6 protein-coding genes are annotated in these 19,924 nt (G+C 73.7%); all 6 read left to right on the top strand.

The annotated features are described in order from the left end of the window. Nucleotides 1–1,746 (top strand): condensation domain-containing protein (locus ACZ6NZ_RS19865; RefSeq protein WP_465859463.1); only part of this gene is annotated, 1,746 nt, incomplete at its 5' end. Nucleotides 1,747–1,785: 39 nt separating this feature from the next. Next, nucleotides 1,786–2,757: a TauD/TfdA family dioxygenase gene (locus ACZ6NZ_RS19860; RefSeq protein ID WP_465859462.1), complete on the top strand. Its 972-nt coding sequence runs from the start codon at nucleotides 1,786–1,788 to the stop codon at nucleotides 2,755–2,757. Continuing rightward, entirely contained in the window at nucleotides 2,754–3,308 is a 555-nt protein-coding gene (locus ACZ6NZ_RS19855) for a DUF6817 domain-containing protein (RefSeq protein ID WP_366610367.1), read from the top strand. Before ACZ6NZ_RS19860 ends, ACZ6NZ_RS19855 begins: the two co-directional genes overlap by 4 nt. 7 nt (nucleotides 3,309–3,315) lie before the next feature. Beyond that, nucleotides 3,316–7,008 (top strand): ATP-binding cassette domain-containing protein, encoded by a 3,693-nt coding sequence (locus ACZ6NZ_RS19850; protein ID WP_465859461.1) that lies wholly within the window; start codon nucleotides 3,316–3,318, stop codon nucleotides 7,006–7,008. After that, nucleotides 7,005–12,743, top strand: coding sequence for an amino acid adenylation domain-containing protein (locus ACZ6NZ_RS19845; protein ID WP_465859460.1), 5,739 nt, complete (start codon nucleotides 7,005–7,007; stop codon nucleotides 12,741–12,743). The genes ACZ6NZ_RS19850 and ACZ6NZ_RS19845 overlap by 4 nt, the downstream gene beginning before the upstream one ends. Beyond that, complete coding sequence (locus tag ACZ6NZ_RS19840) at nucleotides 12,743–19,912, top strand: hybrid non-ribosomal peptide synthetase/type I polyketide synthase (RefSeq protein ID WP_465859459.1); 7,170 nt, start codon at nucleotides 12,743–12,745, stop codon at nucleotides 19,910–19,912. The genes ACZ6NZ_RS19845 and ACZ6NZ_RS19840 overlap by 1 nt, the downstream gene beginning before the upstream one ends. The last annotated feature ends 12 nt before the right edge of the window (nucleotides 19,913–19,924 follow it).

The raw sequence follows: 19,924 nt of genomic DNA, 5'->3' as shown, positions 1-19,924 counted from the left end.
GTTCCGTCGGTGGGTCCGGAGGACAACTTCTTCGCCCTGGGTGGGGACTCGCTGCACGTGATCCGGGTGGTGGACCGGGCCCGTAAGGCGGGTGTGGTGATCACCCCCGCACAGTTCATCGCGTACCCGACCATCGCCGCGCTCGCCTCGGTCGCGACCGCCGCGCAGACACCGGCCGACGCAGCGCGGGAGGTTCTCGCCGGGATCTGGCGGGAGGTGCTGCGGGTTCCGTCGGTGGGTCCGGAGGACAACTTCTTCGCCCTGGGTGGGGACTCGCTGCACGTGATCCGGGTGGTGGACCGGGCCCGTAAGGCGGGTGTGGTCATCACCCCCGCGCAGTTCATCGCGCACCCCACCGTCGCCGGCCTCGCGTCGGTGGCCGCTGGGCCGACGACCGCCGGTGGTGACGGAGGCCGGCGTACGGACCCCGGTGTGGTCCCGCTCGTCGCGTCGCACGTCGCCTTCGCCGAGCGGAACTTCGCCGACCCGCACAAGTACACGCACATCTTCATGTTCGACGCGCTGCGGCCACTCGACCCGGCGCTGGTGGAGCGGGCCGTCGCAGCGGTGATCACCCATCACGACTCGCTGCGGATCAGCTTCCCCCGGACCGGGGGCCGGATGTCGGTCCGGGTCAACGAGCCGTACCAGCCCACTCCGTTCACCAACGTGGACCTGTCCGCCCTCGACCCGGCGGACCAGGAGGTCGCCTTCCAGCGCCTCGATCGCACCCTGCACCGCAAGCTCGACATCGAGAACGGGCCGCTGCTCCAGGTCGCCCTGGTCCGCTTCGGGGCCGACCGTCCCGATCTGCTCGTGGTGATCGTCCACCACCAGTTGATGGACAACAGCTCCTGGGACGTCCTGATGGCGGATCTCCAGACCGCGTACCAGGCGGTGGAGGCCGGCGAGGAGGTGCGCCTGCCGCTGCCGACGGCGTCGTTCGCCGAGTGGTCCCGCAACCTGGACGCGCTCGCCCGTGGCACGGAGCTGACCGAGGACATCGCGTACTGGACGGCGCTTGCCAAGGAACCCGTCCCGACCTGGCCGCTGGACCACCCCCACGGAGACGACTGCATGTCGTCGGAGGAGACGGTCGTGGTCGGGCTCGACGCGGAGGAGACCGCCGCGCTGCGCCGGCTGGTGCCGCAGGAGTACGGCCTGAGCGTCAACGACGCGCTGCTGGCCGCCACCCTCCAGGGCTTCACCGACTGGTCCGGTCAGTCGTCGATCCTGGTCGACCTCGTCGCCCGGGGTCGGGAGATGGGCGGTCAGGACCTCGACCTGTCCCGTGCCATCGGCCGGTTCTCGATGACCTCACCCCGGCTCGTCCGCCGACCCGAGAAGCCCGGCCCACGGGCGCTGCTGGAGTCGGTCCGCGAGCAGATCGAGGCGGTGCCCCGGCGCGGCCTCGCCTTCGGCCTGCTGCGCTACCTCGGCGGGCATCCGGAGGTGGCGGACGCGCTCGCTCCACTCGGCAAGCCGGACATCCTGCTCAACAACTGGGGCGAGTTCGCCCACGAGCCGGAGGAGTCGCCACTGCTCGGGCCGGCCATGGACGACTCCTGGCCGATGCCGAAGCTGCAACGCATGCACCGGCTCCAGGTGTTCGCGCGGTTCGCCGACGGTGAGCTCAGCCTGCACCTGAAGTACAGCAGCAACCTCAACGAACGGGCGAGCATCGAGCGGCTCGCCGCCCTGACCCTGGCCGCCCTCCGGTCGTTCGTCCGGCCGGACGCCGACTGACCCGGACCACGACCCGACGTACGCGGAAGGACCTCCGACATGGACCACGTGAAAGAGAGCTGCCTGTTCCCGGAGCGCAACCGGGTGGCCTGCATCGAGGCCACCTCGCCCGGCATCTCGCCGGCGCAATGGGCCACCGAGCACCTCGACCTGATCAACGACCGACTGGACAGCCACGGCGCCGTCCTGCTGCGCGGGTTCGACGCCCCGGACGCGCCGGCCTTCTCCGCCTTCGTCAAGGTCTTCGGTGAGGAGATGGCCGAGTACACCTACCGGTCCACGCCGCGCAGCAAGGTCGGCGACGTCTACACCTCCACCGAGTACCCGGCCAGCGAGGTCATCCCGCTGCACAACGAGATGGCGTACACCAGCGTGTGGCCCCGGCGGTTGTTCTTCTACTCGAACATCCCGGCGCAGACCGGCGGGGAGACCCCGCTCGCCGACAGCCACGCCGTCTGGCAACGCATCCCCGCGGAGGTGCGCGAGCGCTTCGAGCGGCACGGTGTGCGGTACGTGCGCAACTACCGGGTCGGTCTCGGGGTGTCCTGGCAGGAGACGTTCCCCGGGATGGACCGGCAGGGCGTGGAGGAGTTCTGCCGCGAGCGGGGCATCACCTACGAGTGGTTCGACGACGGCTCGCTGCGGACCACCGAGACCTGCCAGGCCGTCACCGTGCACCCGTTGTCCGGGCGGACGGTCTGGATGAACCAGGCCCACCTGTTCCACGTCTCCAACCTGCCCGAGGCCACCCAGGAGGCGCTGCTGGAACTGCTGGCCGAGGAGGACCTGCCGCGTAACGCGTACCTCGGTGACGGAAGCCCGATCACCGACGCCGACCTCGCGGCGATCCGTGCCGCGTTCGACGCGGAGTCCCTGGCCTTCCCCTGGCAGCAGGGTGACCTGCTGGTCGTCGACAACATGGCGATGGCGCACGGTCGGTCCAGCTTCACCGGGCCGCGCAAGACGTTGGTGGCGATGACCGGGTCGTACGGCAGTCGGGAGGCGGCGTGAGCGGGCTCGCCGAGAAGATCGCCTTCCTGGAGTCGCACGGGGTGGCCGAGTTGGCGCACTCGGAGGCCAACCTGCTGGCGCACCTGCGCGGCGTGCACGACCTGCTGGCCCAGTGGGGGTCGCGGCAGGAGCTGTGCGACGCAGGGTTGTTCCACTCGGTGTACGGCACGGAGATCTTCCCGACCGGCGCGATCCCGCACGAGCTGCGGCCCGCCGTGCGGGAGCTGATCGGCGCGGAGGCGGAGACGCTGGCGTACCTGTTCGGCACCGTCACCCGCAGCGCCCTCTTCGACGCCGCCTTCGACGGTCCGCCGTTCCTGTTGGAGGACCGCTCGGGCGGTTGCGTTGGTGTCAGCACCGGCCAGTACGCCGACCTCGCCGCCCTGACGGTGGCGAACTGGCTGGAGCAACGCCCCCGGTTCGCCGAGTCCAGCAAGTTCAGCCGCGCCCGCGAGTTCGACGCCATGCGCCGCTATCTGCCGGACAGTGTCCGTATCGCCCTGGAGCGCGCCTACGGGTTCGCTCCGCTCGCCCTCGCTGGAAACGAGTAGACGCACCGTGTCGACAATCACCACACCGGCCCGCCCGAGTGCCGAACAGGACGCGGGAGTGCTGTCCCGACTCTTCGTCCAATGGCCCTCGATCCTGGTGAAGGCGTCCCTGCGCCGACCACTGAAGCTGTCGGACAGCCTGACGCCGCCCCGGTACGACCACCTGGAGCGGGTGACCCCGGTCTTCGAGCGTGCCTGGGCCACCCGGCGGGACCAACCGGACGGGCTGCGACGGGCCCTCTACCAGACCTACCGCCGGCGGTTCTGGTGGGCGGGCCTGATCTTCCTGGCCTACCAGACCTGCGCGACCCTCGGGCCGCTGCTGGTGCGGGAGCTGATCGCCTGGTTCGAGGGCGACGGCCGGGGCCCGGTGGTGGAGGGTCTGCTGATCGCCGCGGGCCTGGCCGGCTTCTACGTCCTGGACGCGTTGAGCCACAAGCACCAGTGGTCCGAGGTGTGGAAGACCGCGCACTCGATCACCGCGCTGCTGCGGACCGAGATCCTGCGCAAGTACCTGCGGATGGACCGCGGCGCCCGACTGGCCCACCCCGCCGGGGAGGTCATCACCCTCGCCTCGTCCGACGCCCGCAGGGTCGGGCGGGTCGCGTTCACGCACATGGCGTGGGCGGTGCCGCTGGGCATCGCCGGCTCCTGCGTGGTCCTCTGGGTGCTGCTGGGCTGGGCGGCGCTGGTGGGCATCGTCATCCTCATCGCCGGCCTGTGGCTGTCGCACGTGGCCAATGAGAGGGTCTTCGCGCTGGTGCCGGCGATCCGGGACGCGAACGGCGTCCGGATCGGGCTGGTCGGCGAGTACCTGGGGGCCATGCGGACGCTGCGCACCCACGGCTGGGAGGACGTCGCCGAGCGGGCTGTCGGGCGGGAACGCGCGACGCTCAACGCGTTGCTGGTCCGCCGGCAGAAGCGGCTCGCCACGCTCTACCTGGTGAACGCCGCCGCGCCGGTGCTGATGGTGATGGCCACCCTGGTCACGTACGCGGCGTTGGGCAACGAGCTGAAGGCGGCGGACGTGTTCGCGGCGATCGCCGTGCTCACCGTCCTCCGGTCCCAACTGCCCGAGCTGGTCCGCTACCTGGACATGCGCAACGAGTGGCGGGTGGCGTTCGGGAAGGTGACGACCTTCCTGCGGGCCGCCGACACCGCCGAGGCGTCGACCGACGGCGACGCGCCGGCCGGGGCGGTCGACCTCGACGGCGCGTCGTTCACCTGGCCCGGGGCTGACGCGGACGCCCGGCCGGTCCTGACCGGCGTCGACCTGCGGGTCGCGCCCGGTGAGTTGATCTGCGTGCTGGGCCGGGTCGGCAGCGGCAAGTCCGCGCTGCTGGCGGCGCTGGCCGGGGCGCTGCCGACGGTGGCGGGTACCGCCCAGGTCGGCGGCAGCGCCGTCTACCTGCCGCAGCGCCCCTGGATCATGCAGGGCAGCATCGTCGACAACATCCGCTGTTTCTCGCCCGACGATCCGGACCGGTACGCGGCTGTCGTCCGCGCCACCGCCCTGGAGGCGGACCTGGCGGCGATGCCGGCCCGCGACGGCACGGCCATCGGCGAGCGGGGCGTCAACCTCTCCGGCGGGCAACGGCAGCGCATCGCGTTGGCCCGCGCCGCCTACGAGGACGCCGACGTCTACCTCTTCGACGACCCGACCAGCGCCGTCGACGACGCGGTCGCCGGCACCATCCTGGAGGCGCTGTTCGACGGGGTGCTCGCCGGGCGTACCCGGATCGTTGCCACCCACCGCCTCGACGTGGCCCGGCGGGCCGACCGGGTGGTGGTCCTCGACGGCGGCCGGGTGGTCGCGGCGGGCCGGTTCGCCGACGTCGCCGCGCAGCTGCCGGACCTGCTGCCGGCCATGGCCGCCGAGACCGCGACGCCGTCCGACCCGGACGGCGCCACGCTGGACGAGGTGGCCGAGGAGGTGGCCGCCGAGGAGGAGGAGACGGTCCGCGCCGGTCAGGTCGGTTCCGCCACCTACCGCCGTTACCTGCAGGTGCTGACCCCGGGCCTGCTCGCCGTCGTCCTGCTCGGCCTGGCCGTCGGCGGGCAGGCCGTCCTGGGCGGCTCGTCGTTCTGGCTCGGCCACTGGACCGAGAACGCCGGTCAGGACACGCTGTACTACGCGGGCGTGTTCGCCGCCATCGGTCTGCTGGCGCTCGTGTTGGATCGCGGGCTGTTCAGCTTCGCCTTCGCCCGGGGTGTGTCCGCCGGTCAGAACCTGCACGCGTCGATGCTGAACCGGGTCTTCCGGGCCCCGCTGTCGTTCTTCGACCGCAACTCCTCCGGGCGCGTCCTGGCGCGCTTCTCCGGTGACATGGAGACCATCGACCTGGAGTTGCCGGAGACCACGATGGACACCCTCCGGGTCGCCGTCGGCCTGGTCGTGCCGTTGGCGGCGCTGGCCTTCACCAGTCCGCTGATGCTGGTGGCGGCCCCGCTGCTGCTGGTGGTCTACCTCCGCTGGCAGCGGCTCACCCGGGCCAGCACGGTCGAGGCGTCCCGGCTGTCCAAGCAGGCGAACGAGCCGATGCTCGCGCTGCTCAACGAGGCCGTCGACGGGGTGACCTCGATCGAGGGCCGGAACAGCCGGGTGCGCGGCTACCAGGCCGCGTTCGGTGAGCGGGTCCGCGTCGCGCACCACGCCGACTACACGGTCAACGCGCTGTCGCGGCACTTCAACCTGAAGCTCGACATGCTCGGCGCGGTCGTCCTGCTGACGTACGGGGTGCTGATCGTCGCCGTGGGCGGAATCGGCGCTGGGCTGGCCGGTGTCGGGATCAGTTTCGTGTACGCGCTGATGGAGGCGCTGGCCATGAGCCTGATGACGGTGCAGATGATGGACCTGTCGCTGGCGAGCTTCGAACGTGTCGACGACTACACCCGGCTGCCGGTCGAGCCGACCGACGGGCGACCGGCCCCGGCCGGCTGGCCCACCGCCGGCGAGGTCCGCTTCGAGAACGTCACCCTGCGCTACTCCGAGGGTGGCCCGGCCGCGCTGAACGGTGTGTCGTTCGACGCCCCGGCCGGCAGCAAGATCGGCATCGTCGGCCGGACCGGCAGCGGCAAGTCCAGCCTGTTCACCGCGCTGCTGCGGTTCGTGCCGGCCGAGCAGGGGCGCATCCTCATCGACGGGGTGGACACCGCCACGCTGCGGCTGGCCGACCTGCGGGCCGCCGTCGAGGTGGTACCGCAGGATCCGGTGCTGCTGCCCGGCACCCTGCGGGACAACATCGACCCGACCGGTGCGTACCCCGACGCGGCGGTCACCGACGTCCTCACCAAGGTGGGTCTCGCCGACCGGCTGCTCGGCGTGGGCGGTGGCGGTCTCGACGCGGTCCTGTCCACCGGCGGCGGGCAGCTCAGCGCCGGTGAACGACAGCTGCTCTGCCTGGCCCGGGCGTTGCTGCGGGACGCGAAGCTGGTCCTCATCGACGAGGCCACGTCGAGCCTCGACGCCGAGACCGACGCCCGCATCCAGCGGCTGCTGGCGGTGGACCTCGCCGGCGCGACGGTGCTCACCATCGCCCACCGCCGGGAGACCCTGGCCGGCGCCGACCGGGTGGTGACGCTCGACGGTGGGCTGGTGGCCCGGGTGACCGACCGCGATGCGGCCGAGGTGTTGGCCGGGGCGACGAACCCGGTCGGGCAGCGCGCCGGCCGGTCGAGTCTCGGGGAGCCGGTGCAGTGACCGGGTCGCGTGCGGTGGCCGCGGAGGCGGACGCGCTCGCCCACTGGCGGGCCGGTCTGGCCGGTGTGTCCACCCTGGACCTGGTCACCGACCGGGTCCGCCCGGCCCGTCGACGCCAGCACACCGACCGGGTGACGCTCACCGTCGGCCCGGACACCACCCGACGGCTGCACGCGGTGAGCGCGGCGGCGGGCGTCGGACCGTCCGTGCCGTTGCTGGCCGTCGGGCAGGTGGTGCTGGGCCGGCACGCCGGCACCCGGGACCTGGCCACCGCTACACCGCTGGACGGCGCCCTGGTGCCGTTGCGCGGCAGGTGGGACGACGACCCGTCGGCCGCCGACCTGTTCGCGCGGGTCGACGCCGGGTTGCGGGCGGCCGCGCCGTACACCGGCGTCGGGCTGCACCGGGTGGCCGAGGCGCTCGGCCTACCCCACGACCCGAGTCGTGCCGCGCTCTGCCCTGTCGTGCTGGGGGTGGGAGCGGCCCCCGCCACCACCGGGGCGGTGCCGCCCGACCTGAGCGTGCTCTGGGACGAGCCGGGGCCCGGCGGGGCGTCCGGCGTCCTCGCCTACGACCCGGACCTGTTCGACGACGCGACGATGCGCCGGTTCGCCGACCACTACCTGACGTTGCTCGACAACGCCCTGACCGACCCCGACGCGCCGATCTCCACCCTCGTCCACACGTCGGCGCGGGAGCGCGAGCTGATCGCCCGGTGGGGCACCGGCGGCGGTACGGCGGGTCCGCCGAGCGTGCCGGCGGCGTTCCTCAGCCAGGCCGGGGCGACACCGGACGCCGTCGCACTGGAGTACGACGGCACCACCCTCACGTACGCCGAGGTGCGCGCCCGGGCCGACGCCCTGGCGACCGTCCTGACCGGACACGGGGTCACCCCGGGCAGTGTCGTCGGCCTGGCGATGGGCTCGTCCGCGCAGCTCGTCGTGGCGATGCTCGCGGTGCTCGCCAACGGGGCGGCGTACCTGCCCCTGGACCCGTCCTACCCGGAGGCGCGGCGGGAGTTCATGCTGCGCGACAGCGGAGCGCGACTGCTGCTCGCCGACGGTCCGGTGGCCGTCGTCGACGACCTGCTGGTGCTGCGGCTCGACCGGCTGGTGCTGCCCGCGGGGCGATCCGCGCCGACGTGGCTGCCGACGTACCCGACCCAGCGGGCCTGCGTCCTCTACACCTCCGGGTCGACCGGACGGCCGAAGGGGGTCGAGACCACCCACGAGGGGATCGTCCGGCTGGTTCACCGCGCCGACTACTTCCCCGTCGGGCCCGCCGACGCGGTCGCCCAGGCGGCCAACGTGTCGTTCGACGCGGCGAGCTTCGAGGTGTGGGGCGCGCTGCTCAACGGCGCGCGCCTGGTGGGCATCCCCAAGGACGACGTGCTCACGCCGTCCCGGCTGGGTCAGCGACTCGCCGAGCACGGCGTCACGGTGCTGATGCTCACCACCGCCCTGTTCCACAGATGCGTGGACGCCGACCCGGCGATGTTCGCCCCGCTGCGCGCCCTCTACTTCGGCGGCGAGCCGGCCGACGCCCGCCGGGTCGCCACGCTGGCCGCCGCCCTGCCGGGCCTGCGCCTCGTCAACGGGTACGGCCCGACCGAGTGCACGACGTTCTCCAGCACCTGGGACGTGACCGGCCTGCCCGGCGACGCGGCGCGGACCCCGATCGGCCGACCGATCGGTGGGGAGCTGCTCTACGTCCTCGACGACCACGGCCGGCTGACCGGCATCGGCGCCCCGGGGGAGCTGTTCATCGGCGGCGCCGGTCTCGCGCACGGTTACGTCGGCAGGCCGGACCTGACCGCCGAGCGGTTCGTGCCGAGCCCCTTCGAGCCCGGCGCCCGCGTCTACCGCACGGGTGACGTGGTGCGGTGGCGCGAGGACGGTCAACTGGAGTGCCTGGGCCGGGCCGACCAGCAGGTCAAGATCCGCGGTGTCCGGATCGAGCCGGACGAGATCGCCAGCACCCTCACCACCTGCCCGGGTGTCCGGGCCGCCGCGGTCACGGTGCACGGGGACGGCGACGAACGTCGGCTCGTCGCCTACGTCGTCCCGGACGACGCCCCGGTCCCGGCGGGTGAGCTGCGCGCCCACCTCGCGGCCCGGCTGCCCGAGGCGATGGTGCCGACCTGGTACGTGCCGCTGGCGGCGTTGCCGGTCACCCCCAACGGCAAGGTGGACCGCCGAGCGCTGCCCGCGCCGGACGCGCACCACGGCGTCCGGGCCGCCGACGGCGAGCCGCCCAGCGGCCCGATCGAGGAACTGGTCGCACGGACCTGGCAGGACCTGCTCGGGGTGCCGGTGGTGTCCGCCGCCGACGACTTCTTCGCCCTCGGCGGCCACTCCCTGCTCGCGGCGCAGATGGTGGCGCGGATCGCCGCCACCGCCGGCGTGCGGCTGGGCGTGCGCGCCGCCTTCGAGGCACCCACCGTCGCCGCGCTCGCGGCACGCGTCGCCGACGCCGGCCCGGACGACGCCCACCCGCCCGTGCCGGCCGCCGGCCCCGGGCCGCACCCCCTGTCGTACGCCCAGCAGCGGCTGTGGTTCCTCGACCGGCTCGACGCCGGTCAGGCGGTCTACTCGGTGCCGCTGGTGCTCACCGTGCACGGCCCGCTCGACGTCGACGCCCTCGACGCCGGCCTGCGAGGGCTGGTGACGCGGCACGCGGCGCTGCGGACCCGGCTGGTGACCATCGACGGCGAGCCCCGGCAGGTGGTGGACGACGAGCCACCGGTCGTCCTCACCGTGGACGACCTGCGGGACCGGGCCGACCGTGCCGAGCAGGCCGACGCCCTGCTGCTTCACGCCGCCGCCCGACCCTTCGACCTCGCCACCGGGCCGCTGGCCCGCTGGCACCTGATCCGGCTGACCGACGAGCACGCGATGCTGCTCATGACGTTGCACCACGCGGTCTGTGACGGCTGGTCGATCGGTGTGCTGATCCGTGACCTCGGCGCGTTCTACGCCGCCCGGACCATCGGCACGCCCGCACCGCCCCCGCTCACCGTCGAGTACGTCGACTACACCCTGTGGCAGCGCGCGCTGCTGGCCGGCGACGCGCGGACGACCCAGCTCGCGTACTGGGTGGACCGGCTCGCGGGTGCGCCTGCGGCACTGGACCTCCCGACCGACCGTCCCCGCCCGGCCAGCGCCCGGCACCTGGGGGCGACGTTCGACGTACGGCTGCCCGCCGCCCTGGTCGAACGCCTCGACGCGGTGGGACGGCGGCACGGCGTCACCCGGTTCATGGTGCTGCTCGCCGCGTTCCAGCTGGTGCTGGGCCGGTACGCGGACGTCCGCGACGTCAGTGTCGGCAGCCCGGTGTCCGGGCGCACCCGCCCCGAGTTCGACGACCTGGTGGGTTTCTTCGTCAACACCGTCGTGCTGCGGACCCGTTGGCAGGACACCGAGACCTTCGTCGACGTCCTGGCCCGGGCGCGGGACGCGGTGCTCGGCGCGTACGAGCACCAGGACGTCCCGTTCGAGCAGGTCGTCGAGGCGGTCCGGCCACCACGCGACCCCAGCCGTACCCCGCTGTTCCAGGTCATGCTGTCGGCACAGAACCTGCCCGAGCGGACCGACGCGGTGCCCGGTCTGTCGGTCGGGGTGACCGAGCCACCCGGCCGGGTGGCGAAGTTCGACCTCACGGTGGCCTGGGACGAGGTGCCCAGCGCCACGGGCCAGCTGCGCGGCACCGTGGAGTACGACGTCGACCTGTTCGACAGGGACACCGCCGAGCGGCTGGCGCACAGCTACCGCACCCTGTTGGAGTCGGCGCTGAACGCCCCGGATTCCCCGGTGTCCACCCTGGACCTGCTGCCCGGCCCCGAGCCGGTCCCGTCGGTCGGCGGGACCACCGCCGCGCCGACCGCGTCGACTCTGCACGGCCTGGTCGCCGCCGCCGCGACACGCTGGCCGCAGCGCCCGGCGCTGGTGCAGGGCGACCGGCAGGTCAGCCACGCGGAGTTGGACCGCCGTGCCGCCGCGGTGCACGCCCACCTGGCAGCCCGGGGCGTACGCCCCGGTGACACCGTCGCCGTCCTGCTGGAGCGCAGCCCCGACTGGCCGGCGGCGCTGCTCGGCGTCCTGCGCGCCGGGGCCGCGTACGTGCCACTGGACCCGGCGATCCCGCCGGGGCGGTTGGCGCACGTCCTCGCCGACTCGTCGGCGGTGCTGCTGCTCGGCTCCCGCGAGACCGGCCCGCCCGCCGTCGACCTGCCGTTCGTCGCGATCGAGGACGCCTTGCTGGCCGCCCCGGCCGCCGCCGGCCCGCCGGTGCACCCGTCGGCCCCGGCGTACGTGCTCTACACCTCGGGCACCACCGGGCAGCCCAAGGGTGTGCGCGTCAGCCACGCCAACCTGGTGCACACCCTGGAGGCGGTGGCCGGGCACTACGCGCTCACCCACGCCGACCGGGTGCTCCAGTTCGCCGCGCTCGGCTTCGACGTGGCCGTCGAGGAGCTGTTCGGGACGCTGATCCGGGGCGGGGCCGTGGTGTTGCCGCCGGCCGGGCCGGTGCCCGGTCTCGACGAGTTGACCGCGCTGGCCCGCCGGGAGCGACTCACAGTGCTCAACCTGCCGGCGTCGTACTGGCACGAGTGGGTGGCGGCGCTGGACCGTCACCCGCCCGCCTCCTGCCCGGACCTGCGGCTCGTCGTGGTCGGCAGCGAGCGGGTCGACGCGGGACGACTGGCCCAGTGGCGCGCCGCCGCGCCGCAGGTGCGCTGGCTCAACGCGTACGGCCCGACCGAGACCACCATCACCGCCACCGTGCACGAGCCGGGCGACGACCGGGAGCCCGTCACCGGCAGCGTCCCGGTGGGACTGCCGCTGCCGGGGGTGCGGGCGTACGTCCTCGATCGTGGACTGCGGCCGGTGCCGCGCGGGGTCCCGGGGGACCTGTGGCTCGGCGGGCCGGGGGTGGCGCAGGGCTACCTCGGGGACCCGGCCCGCACCGCGGTCAGCTTCCTGCCCGACCCGTGGGGCCCGCCCGGCGACCGCATGTACGGCACCCGGGACCGGGTCCGCCTCGGTGTCGCCGGGGTGCTCGAGTTCCTCGGCCGGGAGGACGACCAGGTCAAGGTGCGCGGCTTCCGGATCGAGCTGGGCGAGATCGAGGCGGCGCTCGGTGCCCACCCCACGGTCGGGGAGGCGGCGGCGGTGCTGCGCGAGGACGTGCCGGGCCGACCGATGCTGGTCGGCTACGTGACGCCCGTCGACGTGGACGTGGCGTTGCTGCGCGCGCACCTGGCCGACCGGCTGCCCGGGTACATGGTGCCGGCGACGATCGTCACGCTGGACCGGCTGCCCCGCAGCGAGCGCGGCAAGGTCGACCGCGCCGCCCTCGCGCCGCCCGCCGCCCCGACCCCGGCCGGGGTGGGCGTGCCCGGCAGCGAGTTGGAGCGCGCGGTGGCGGCGATCTGGCGTGACGTGCTGGTGGTCGACGAGGTGGGCGTCGACGACAACTTCTTCGACATCGGTGGGCACTCGCTGCTCGTGATGCGGGTGCAGACGCACCTGTCCGAGCGGCTGGGTCGCACGGTGCCGGTGGTGGAGCTGTTCCGCCACCCCACGGTGCGGGCACTCGCCCGGCACCTGGCGTCCGGGGACCGGGCGCCGGCGATGTCCGCCGCGCACCACCGCGCCGAGACACGCGCCGCCATCCAACGGGCGCGCACACCGCGACGTCGGCCGGGCCGGCATCACGACAGGGGGGACGCATGATGACCGAGGAACGTACGCTGCCCGACACCGCCATCGCCGTCGTCGGAATGGCGCTCCGGGTTCCCGGGGCCGCCACCCTGGACGCCTTCTGGAGCAACCTGCGCGACGGGGTCGAATCGCTCACCACCCTCGACGACGCCGACCTGATCGCCGACGGCGTCGCACCCGAGGAGTTCAACCACCCCGACTACGTCCGTGCCCTGGGCGTCCTCGACGACCCGGCCGGCTTCGACGCCCGCTTCTTCGGGTTCTCGGCCCGAGAGGCGCAGCTGCTCGACCCGCAGCACCGGATCTTCCTGGAGTGCGCCTGGGAGGCGTTGGAGCACGCGGGTCACCCGTTCGACTCCACGACACCGGTGACAGGTGTCTACGCCGGGGTGGGGGAGAGCTCGTACCTGCTGCACAACCTGCTGCCCAACGCGGACCTGGTGGCCCGGGTCGGGGCGTTCCAGACCTCCATCGGCAACGACAAGGACTTCCTGCCGACCCGGGTGTCGTACAAGGTCAACCTGCGGGGCCCCAGCATCAGCGTGCAGACCGGCTGCTCCACCTCCCTGGTCGCCGTGCACATGGCCGCGCAGGCGCTGCTGGCCGGCGAGTGCGACGTCGCGCTGGCCGGCGGCGCGACGGTCATCGCCCGCCGCCGTGGCTACCGGCACACCCAGGGCGGCATCCTCTCCGCCGACGGTCACTGCCGGGCGTTCGACGCCGAGGCGACCGGCGCGGTGGCCGGCAGCGGCGCCGGCGTCGTCGTGCTCAAGCGGCTCGCCGACGCGATGACGGACGGCGACCTGGTGCACGCCGTGATCCGCGGCTCGGCCGTGAACAACGACGGCGACCGTAAGGTCGGCTTCACCGCCCCGAGCGTGGACGGGCAGGCCGACGTCATCGCCGAGGCGCTCGCCGTCGCCGGGGTCGACCCCGCCACGATCGGTTACGTCGAGGCGCACGGCACCGGCACCCCGCTCGGTGACCCGATCGAGGTGGCCGCGTTGACGACCGCCTTCGGTGACCTGCCGCCGGGCCGCATCGGGCTCGGCTCGGTCAAGACGAACGTCGGGCACCTCGACACCGCCGCCGGGGTCGTCGGTCTGATCAAGACGGTGCTGGCGCTGCGGGCCGGCGAGATCCCGCCGTCGCTGCACTTCCGCACCGCCAACCCCGAGCTGGGTCTGGACGCGACTCCCTTCCATGTCGTCGCGGCCCGCACCCCGTGGCCCGGCACGGTGCGCCGTGCCGGGGTCAGCTCGTTCGGCATCGGCGGCACCAACGCGCACGTCGTCGTGGAGGAGGCCCCGATCCGCGCGGCGGGCCAGGAGAGCCGCCGGCGGCACGTGCTGCCCCTCTCCGCCGCCACACCCACCGCCCTCGACGCGGCTGCCGAGCGGCTCGCCGCGCACCTGAGCGCCCACCCGGACAATGCGCTGGCCGAGGTGGCGTACACCCTGCAACGCGGTCGGCGGACCCTGCCGTACCGCCGGACGGTCGTCGGCGGCAGCCCCGCCGAGGTGATCGAGGCACTGCGCCGGCCGGTGACCCCGCCGGCCGAGACCGGCACCGACCGCGCGGTGCTCTTCACCTTCCCCGGTCAGGGCGCGCAGCGTACCGGTATGGCGCATGCCCTCTACGTCGGTGAGCGGGTGTTCCGCTCCGAGGTGGACCGGGCTGCGGACCTGCTGACGCCGTTGCTCGACACGGACATCCGGGACCTGCTGTTCCCCGCCGACGACCGGCGGGGGAGCGCTGCGGAACAGCTCCAGCAGACCCGGTACGCGCAGCCGGCGCTGTTCGTCGTCGAGTACGCGCTGGCGAAGCTCTGGGAGCACTGGGGCGTACGACCGGCGGGGCTGCTCGGGCACAGCGTGGGTGAGCTGGTGGCCGCCTGCCTGGCCGGGGTGTTCGCGCTGCCCGACGCGGTGCGCCTGGTCGCGGCACGTGGTCGGCTCATGCAGGCGGCGGAGCCGGGTGTGATGCTCGCGGTGCCGCTGGCCGAGGCCGAGCTGCTGCCGCTGCTCGATGATCTGCTGGACCTCGCCGCCGTCAACGGTCCCCGGCAGTGCACCGTCTCCGGGCCGGCCGAGGCCGTGGCGGCTCTCGAGGCCCGGCTGCGAGAGCGGGCGGTGGCCTCGACCCGGCTGGTCACCTCGCACGCGTTCCACTCCCGGGCGATGGCCGCCGCCGCGTCGGCGTTCGAGGCGGAGGTGGCCCAGGTGCCGCGCTCGGCACCGGAGATCCCCTTCGTGTCGAACGTGACAGGTGCCTGGATCACCGCCGAGTCGGCCACCAGCCCCGCGTACTGGTCCCGGCAACTGCGGTCGACCGTCCGTTTCGGCGACGGCCTGGCGGCGCTGCGCGACGCCGACACCGACGCCGTGGTGCTGGAGGTCGGCCCCGGGCGGGTGCTGACCCGCCTCGCCGGTGGGTCGGCCGCCCGCGCGGTGGCGTCGCTGCCGTCGGCCGGCCGGGACGCCGACGCCGAGACGGAGCTCCTCGCCGCCGCCGGTGCGCTGTGGCAGCTGGGCGTCGCGATCGGGTGGGAGGCGCTGCACGGTGATCTGCCGCCCCGGCGGACGGTCCTGCCGGCCTACCCGTTCGAGCGGGAACGCTGCTGGGTCGATCCTCCCCGCGATGCGGTGACGAGCCGGGCTGGTGCCGACGGGCTCGTCGTGCGCGGCTACCGCCGGGTCGGCGGCGCCGGGCCGGCGACCACCGGGACCGGTGCCTGGCTGGCCGTCGATGCCGGGCTGCCGGACGGCGTCGTCGACGAGCTACGCGCGGCGGGGGCCCGGGTGATCGCCGCTGACCTTGATCCGGCCACCGGCGCGCTCCGCACGTCGCTGTCGCCGCAGGAACGGGTCAGCGGGGTGCTGCTGGCGGTTCCGCAGGGCGACCCGGCACCCACGCTCGCGGCCCTGGGTGACGCGCTCACCAGGCGCGGCGACGCGTACGCCCGGGTGGTCGTCGTCACCGACGGCGCGCTCGACGTGACCGGCACCGAGACGTTGGTGCCGCCGCGCGGCGTGCTCGCCGGTTGGGCGACCGGCGGCGCGCCCGGCACCCGGACGCTGCTCGACGTGCTCCCGGCCACGACGCCGGTGGCCGCCCGCCGCCTCGCCGCCTCGGTGGTGCGGGAGGTCAGGTGCGCGCACCCCGAGCCGGTGGTGGCCCTGCGCGGCGGGCACCGCTTCCTGCCCCACGTCACCGCGGCTCCGGCTGCCGTCCCCGAGCGGCACACCGGCGCCCACTATCAGCTCGCCGGCGACACGGTGGTCGGTGCCGCGTTCCGGCGGGCCCTCACCACCGCCGGTGCGAGCGTCGACGATCCGGGGGGTGCCGGTCAGCCCGGTCCGGTGACGGTGCTGGTGCCGGTGGACGCCCGCACCTCCGTCGACGAGGCCCTGGCCACGCTGGCCGCCGTGGGCGTCGGCGCGCGGGAGCCGGTCACCGCCGTCGAGGTGCACCTGCTCGGCGGTACGCCGGACAACCCGCTCGCCGGCCACCTCGTCGCGCAGGCGGCGGCGCTCGGCCGGGAGTCCGACGCGGAGTGGGTGACCTACGGGTGGCCGGTGGCGGACCTGTCGGCCGTCGAACGGACAGCCGCCCGGGTGGTGGGCGCGGCGACCTCCACCGGGCACATGGTGGTCACCGTGCTCGACGAGACCGAGGGCGGCGCGGCGCAGGACCCCACCGAGGTCCAGCCGATCGAGGACCCCACCGAGCGCGAGGTGGCGGCGATCTTCGCCGACCTGCTCGGCGAACGGGACGTCGCGCCCACCGTCGGTTTCTTCGAGCTGGGCGGGCACTCCCTGCTCGCCGCTCAGCTCGTCGCCCAGGTCGGCCGGGTGTGCGGGGCGGACGTCCCGCTGCGCGCCTTCGTCGCCGACCCGACGGTCCGTGGTCTCGCCGCCGCGGTACGCGCGGCCCGCGCCGAGGCCGGTGTCAGCGGCCCCGAGTCGTTGCCGGCCGTCGTGCCGGACCCGGCGTCGGCGCACCTGCCGTTCCCGCTGACCGATGTGCAGCAGGCGTACTGGATCGGCCGCACCGGCGTGTTCGAGCTGGGCAACGTCGGCATGCACGGCTACGAGGAGTTCGACGTCCCCGAGCTGGACGTGTCGCGGTTGCAGCGGGCGCTGCGCCGGCTGATCCGGCGGCACGGGTCGCTGCGTACCGTCGTGCTGCCGCACGGCGAGCAGCAGGTTCTCGACGAGGTGCCGGACTACGTCGTCGTCACCGAGGACGTGCGGGGTCGCCCGGCCGCCGAGGTGGACGCGAGCCTCGAGCGGACCCGCGCCGCCATGTCGCACCAGGTGTTCGTGCCGGACCGGTGGCCGCTGTTCGAACTGCGCGCCACGCTGCTCGACGAGGGTCGGGGGCGGGTGCACTACAGCATCGACGGCCTGATCACCGACGCCTGGGCGTCGAGCATCGTGATGCGGGAGTTGACCCTGCTCTACCACGAGCCGGACGCGACCCTGCCCGAGCTGGAGTTGAGCTTCCGCGACTACGTGCTCGCCGCGCGGGCCGCGGAGTCGACCGAGCGGTACCAGCGCGCCGCCGCGTACTGGCAGGAGCGGGTGCCGACACTGGCGCTCGCCCCGGAGTTGCCGCTGGCGGCCGACCCGCACACCATTGCCGCGCCCCGCTTCGCCCGGCTCACCGGGCAGGTGCCGGCCGACGAGTGGGACGCCGTCAAGGCCGCCGCGTCCCGGCGCGGCCTCACTCCGACCGCGCTGCTGCTGGCCGCGTACGGCGAGGTGGTCGCCACCTGGTCGAAGAACCAGCGGTTCAGTCTCAACCTGCCGATGGCGCACCGGTTGCCGCTGCACCCGCAGGTCGACGCGATCCTGGGCGACTTCACCTCGGTGACGCTGTTGGAGATCGACGCGGGCGGCGCGGTGTCGTTCGAGACCCGCGCCCGGACGATCCGGGACCAACTCCTCGCCGACCTCGACCACGGACTGTTCAGCGGTGTGCGGGTCGCGCGGGAGTTGAAGCGGGTACGCGGTGACGCCGCCGCCGTCATGCCCGTCGTGTTCACCAGCCTGTTCCAGGGCATCGGTGGGCACCCGCAGATCGGCGAGGTGGTCTACTCCATCTCCCAGACACCGCAGATCTGGATCGACACCCAGGTGTACGAGATGGACGGTGCCCTGGTGCTGGACATCGACGCCGTCGAGGGCCTCTTCCCCGAGGGCATGGTCGCCGCCATGCACGCGGCGACGCTGTCGGTGCTGCACTGGCTCGCCGCCGACGAGGCGCACTGGGGCGACCCGGCGCCGTCGCTGGTGCCCCGCGCGGAGCTGGCCGCCCAGGCGGCGTACAACCGCACCGAGGCGCGGTTGCCGGTGGGCCTGCTGCACGAGCCGTTCTTCGCCACCGCCGCCCGGGTGCCCGAGCGCCCGGCCGTGATCACGCCGACCCGGACGCTCACCTACGGTGAGCTGGCGGACCGCGCCCGCACGATCGCCGCCCACCTCGTCGGTCTGCGGGTACGCCCCGACGACCTGGTCGCCGTGGTGATGGACAAGGGCTGGGAGCAGTGCGCCGCCGTCCTCGGTGTGCTCGCCGCCGGGGCCGCGTACCTGCCGATCGACCCGGACCTGCCGGACGAGCGGGTGCGTTTCCTGCTGACGCACGGCCGGGTGCGGGTGGTGCTGACCCAGGGTCGCCTCGCCGGCCCCGGCGCGCACCGGTTCGGTGACGTCGAGGTGTTGCGGGTGGACGAGCTGCGGGTCCTCCCGGCCGGCGCGCTGCCGGCGATCGACACCACGCCCCACAACCTCGCGTACGTCATCTTCACCTCCGGGTCCACCGGCCTGCCCAAGGGCGTGATGATCGAACACGAGGGTGCGTTGAACACCGTCGTCGACATCAACGAGCGCTTCCGGGTGAGCGAGGACGACCGGGTCCTGGCGCTGTCGTCGCTGAGCTTCGACCTGTCCGTGTACGACGTCTTCGGCCCGCTCGCCGTCGGCGGCGCGGTGGTGCTCCCGGAGGCGGCGGCACACCGCGATCCGGCCGCCTGGCTCGACCTGCTCACCAAGGCCAACGTGACGATCTGGAACTCGGTGCCGGCCCTCATGGAGCTGTTCGTCGAGCACCTCACCGTCCGGGAGGCCACCGGCGGCCTGCGCCTGGTCATGCTCAGCGGTGACTGGATCCCGGTCGCCCTGCCGGACCGGATCCGGCAGACGCTCGACGGGCCCGAGGTGGTCAGCCTCGGTGGCGCGACGGAGGCGTCGATCTGGTCGATCCTCTACCCGATCGGGGCGGTCCCGGCGGAGTGGACCAGCATCCCGTACGGCCGGCCCATGGTGAACCAGACCTTCCACGTCCTCGACGACGCGTTGCGACCCCGACCCACCGGGGTTCCCGGGCACCTGCACATCGGTGGGGTCGGCCTGGCCCGCGGCTACCTGCACGACGAGGCGCGGACGGCGGCGAGCTTCGTCGTGGACCCGGCCACCGGAACCCGTCTGTACCGCACCGGTGACCTCGGCCGGTTCCTGCCGAGCGGGGAGATCGAGTTCCTGGGCCGGGAGGACTTCCAGGTCAAGGTGCAGGGTTACCGCATCGAGCTGGGCGAGATCGAGACCGCCCTCGCCCAGCACCCCGAGGTGCGCGGCGCGGTGGTGGTGGCGCAGGGCGAGCAGCGTGGCGCGAAGCGTCTCGTCGCCTTCGTCGTGCCCCGGGTCGCCGGTGCCGTACCGGCTGACGTGCGCGAGTTCCTCGCGGGCAAGCTGCCGGGGTACATGGTGCCGGCGGCGTTCCACGAGATCGACGAGCTGCCGCTCACCGCCAACGGCAAGGTCGACAGGCGACCACTGGTGGAGTTGGCCCACGCGGTCGAGGCGGACGACGTCCCGTATGTGGCACCCCGCTCCACCCTGGAGGAGACCATCGCCGAGGTCTGGGCCGGCATCCTGCGGGTCGACCGGATCGGCGTGCACGACAACTTCTTCGCCCTCGGCGGTGACTCGTTGCTGGCGATGCGGGCGGTGGTGCACCTGCGCAAGGCGTTCGACGTGCAGGTGCCGATCCGGGTGTTGTTCGACAGTCCCACCCTGGAGGCCGCCGCGTTCGCCATCGAGGACCACCTGCTCAGTGAGCTGGAGGAGATGTCCGACGAGGAGGCCAGCGCCCTGCTGGCCGACGAGCCGACGTACTAGGAGAGCCGTTCC

This window comes from Micromonospora sp. NPDC047756 (assembly GCF_055587245.1).
This window is presented reverse-complemented; position numbering and strand designations above follow the sequence as displayed.

Coding starts and splice junctions, on each gene's coding strand:
- ACZ6NZ_RS19860 (WP_465859462.1), top strand. CDS start 1,786: ATGGACCACGTGAAAGAGAGCTGCCTGTTCCCGGAGCGCAACCGGGTG.
- ACZ6NZ_RS19840 (WP_465859459.1), top strand. CDS start 12,743: ATGACCGAGGAACGTACGCTGCCCGACACCGCCATCGCCGTCGTCGGA.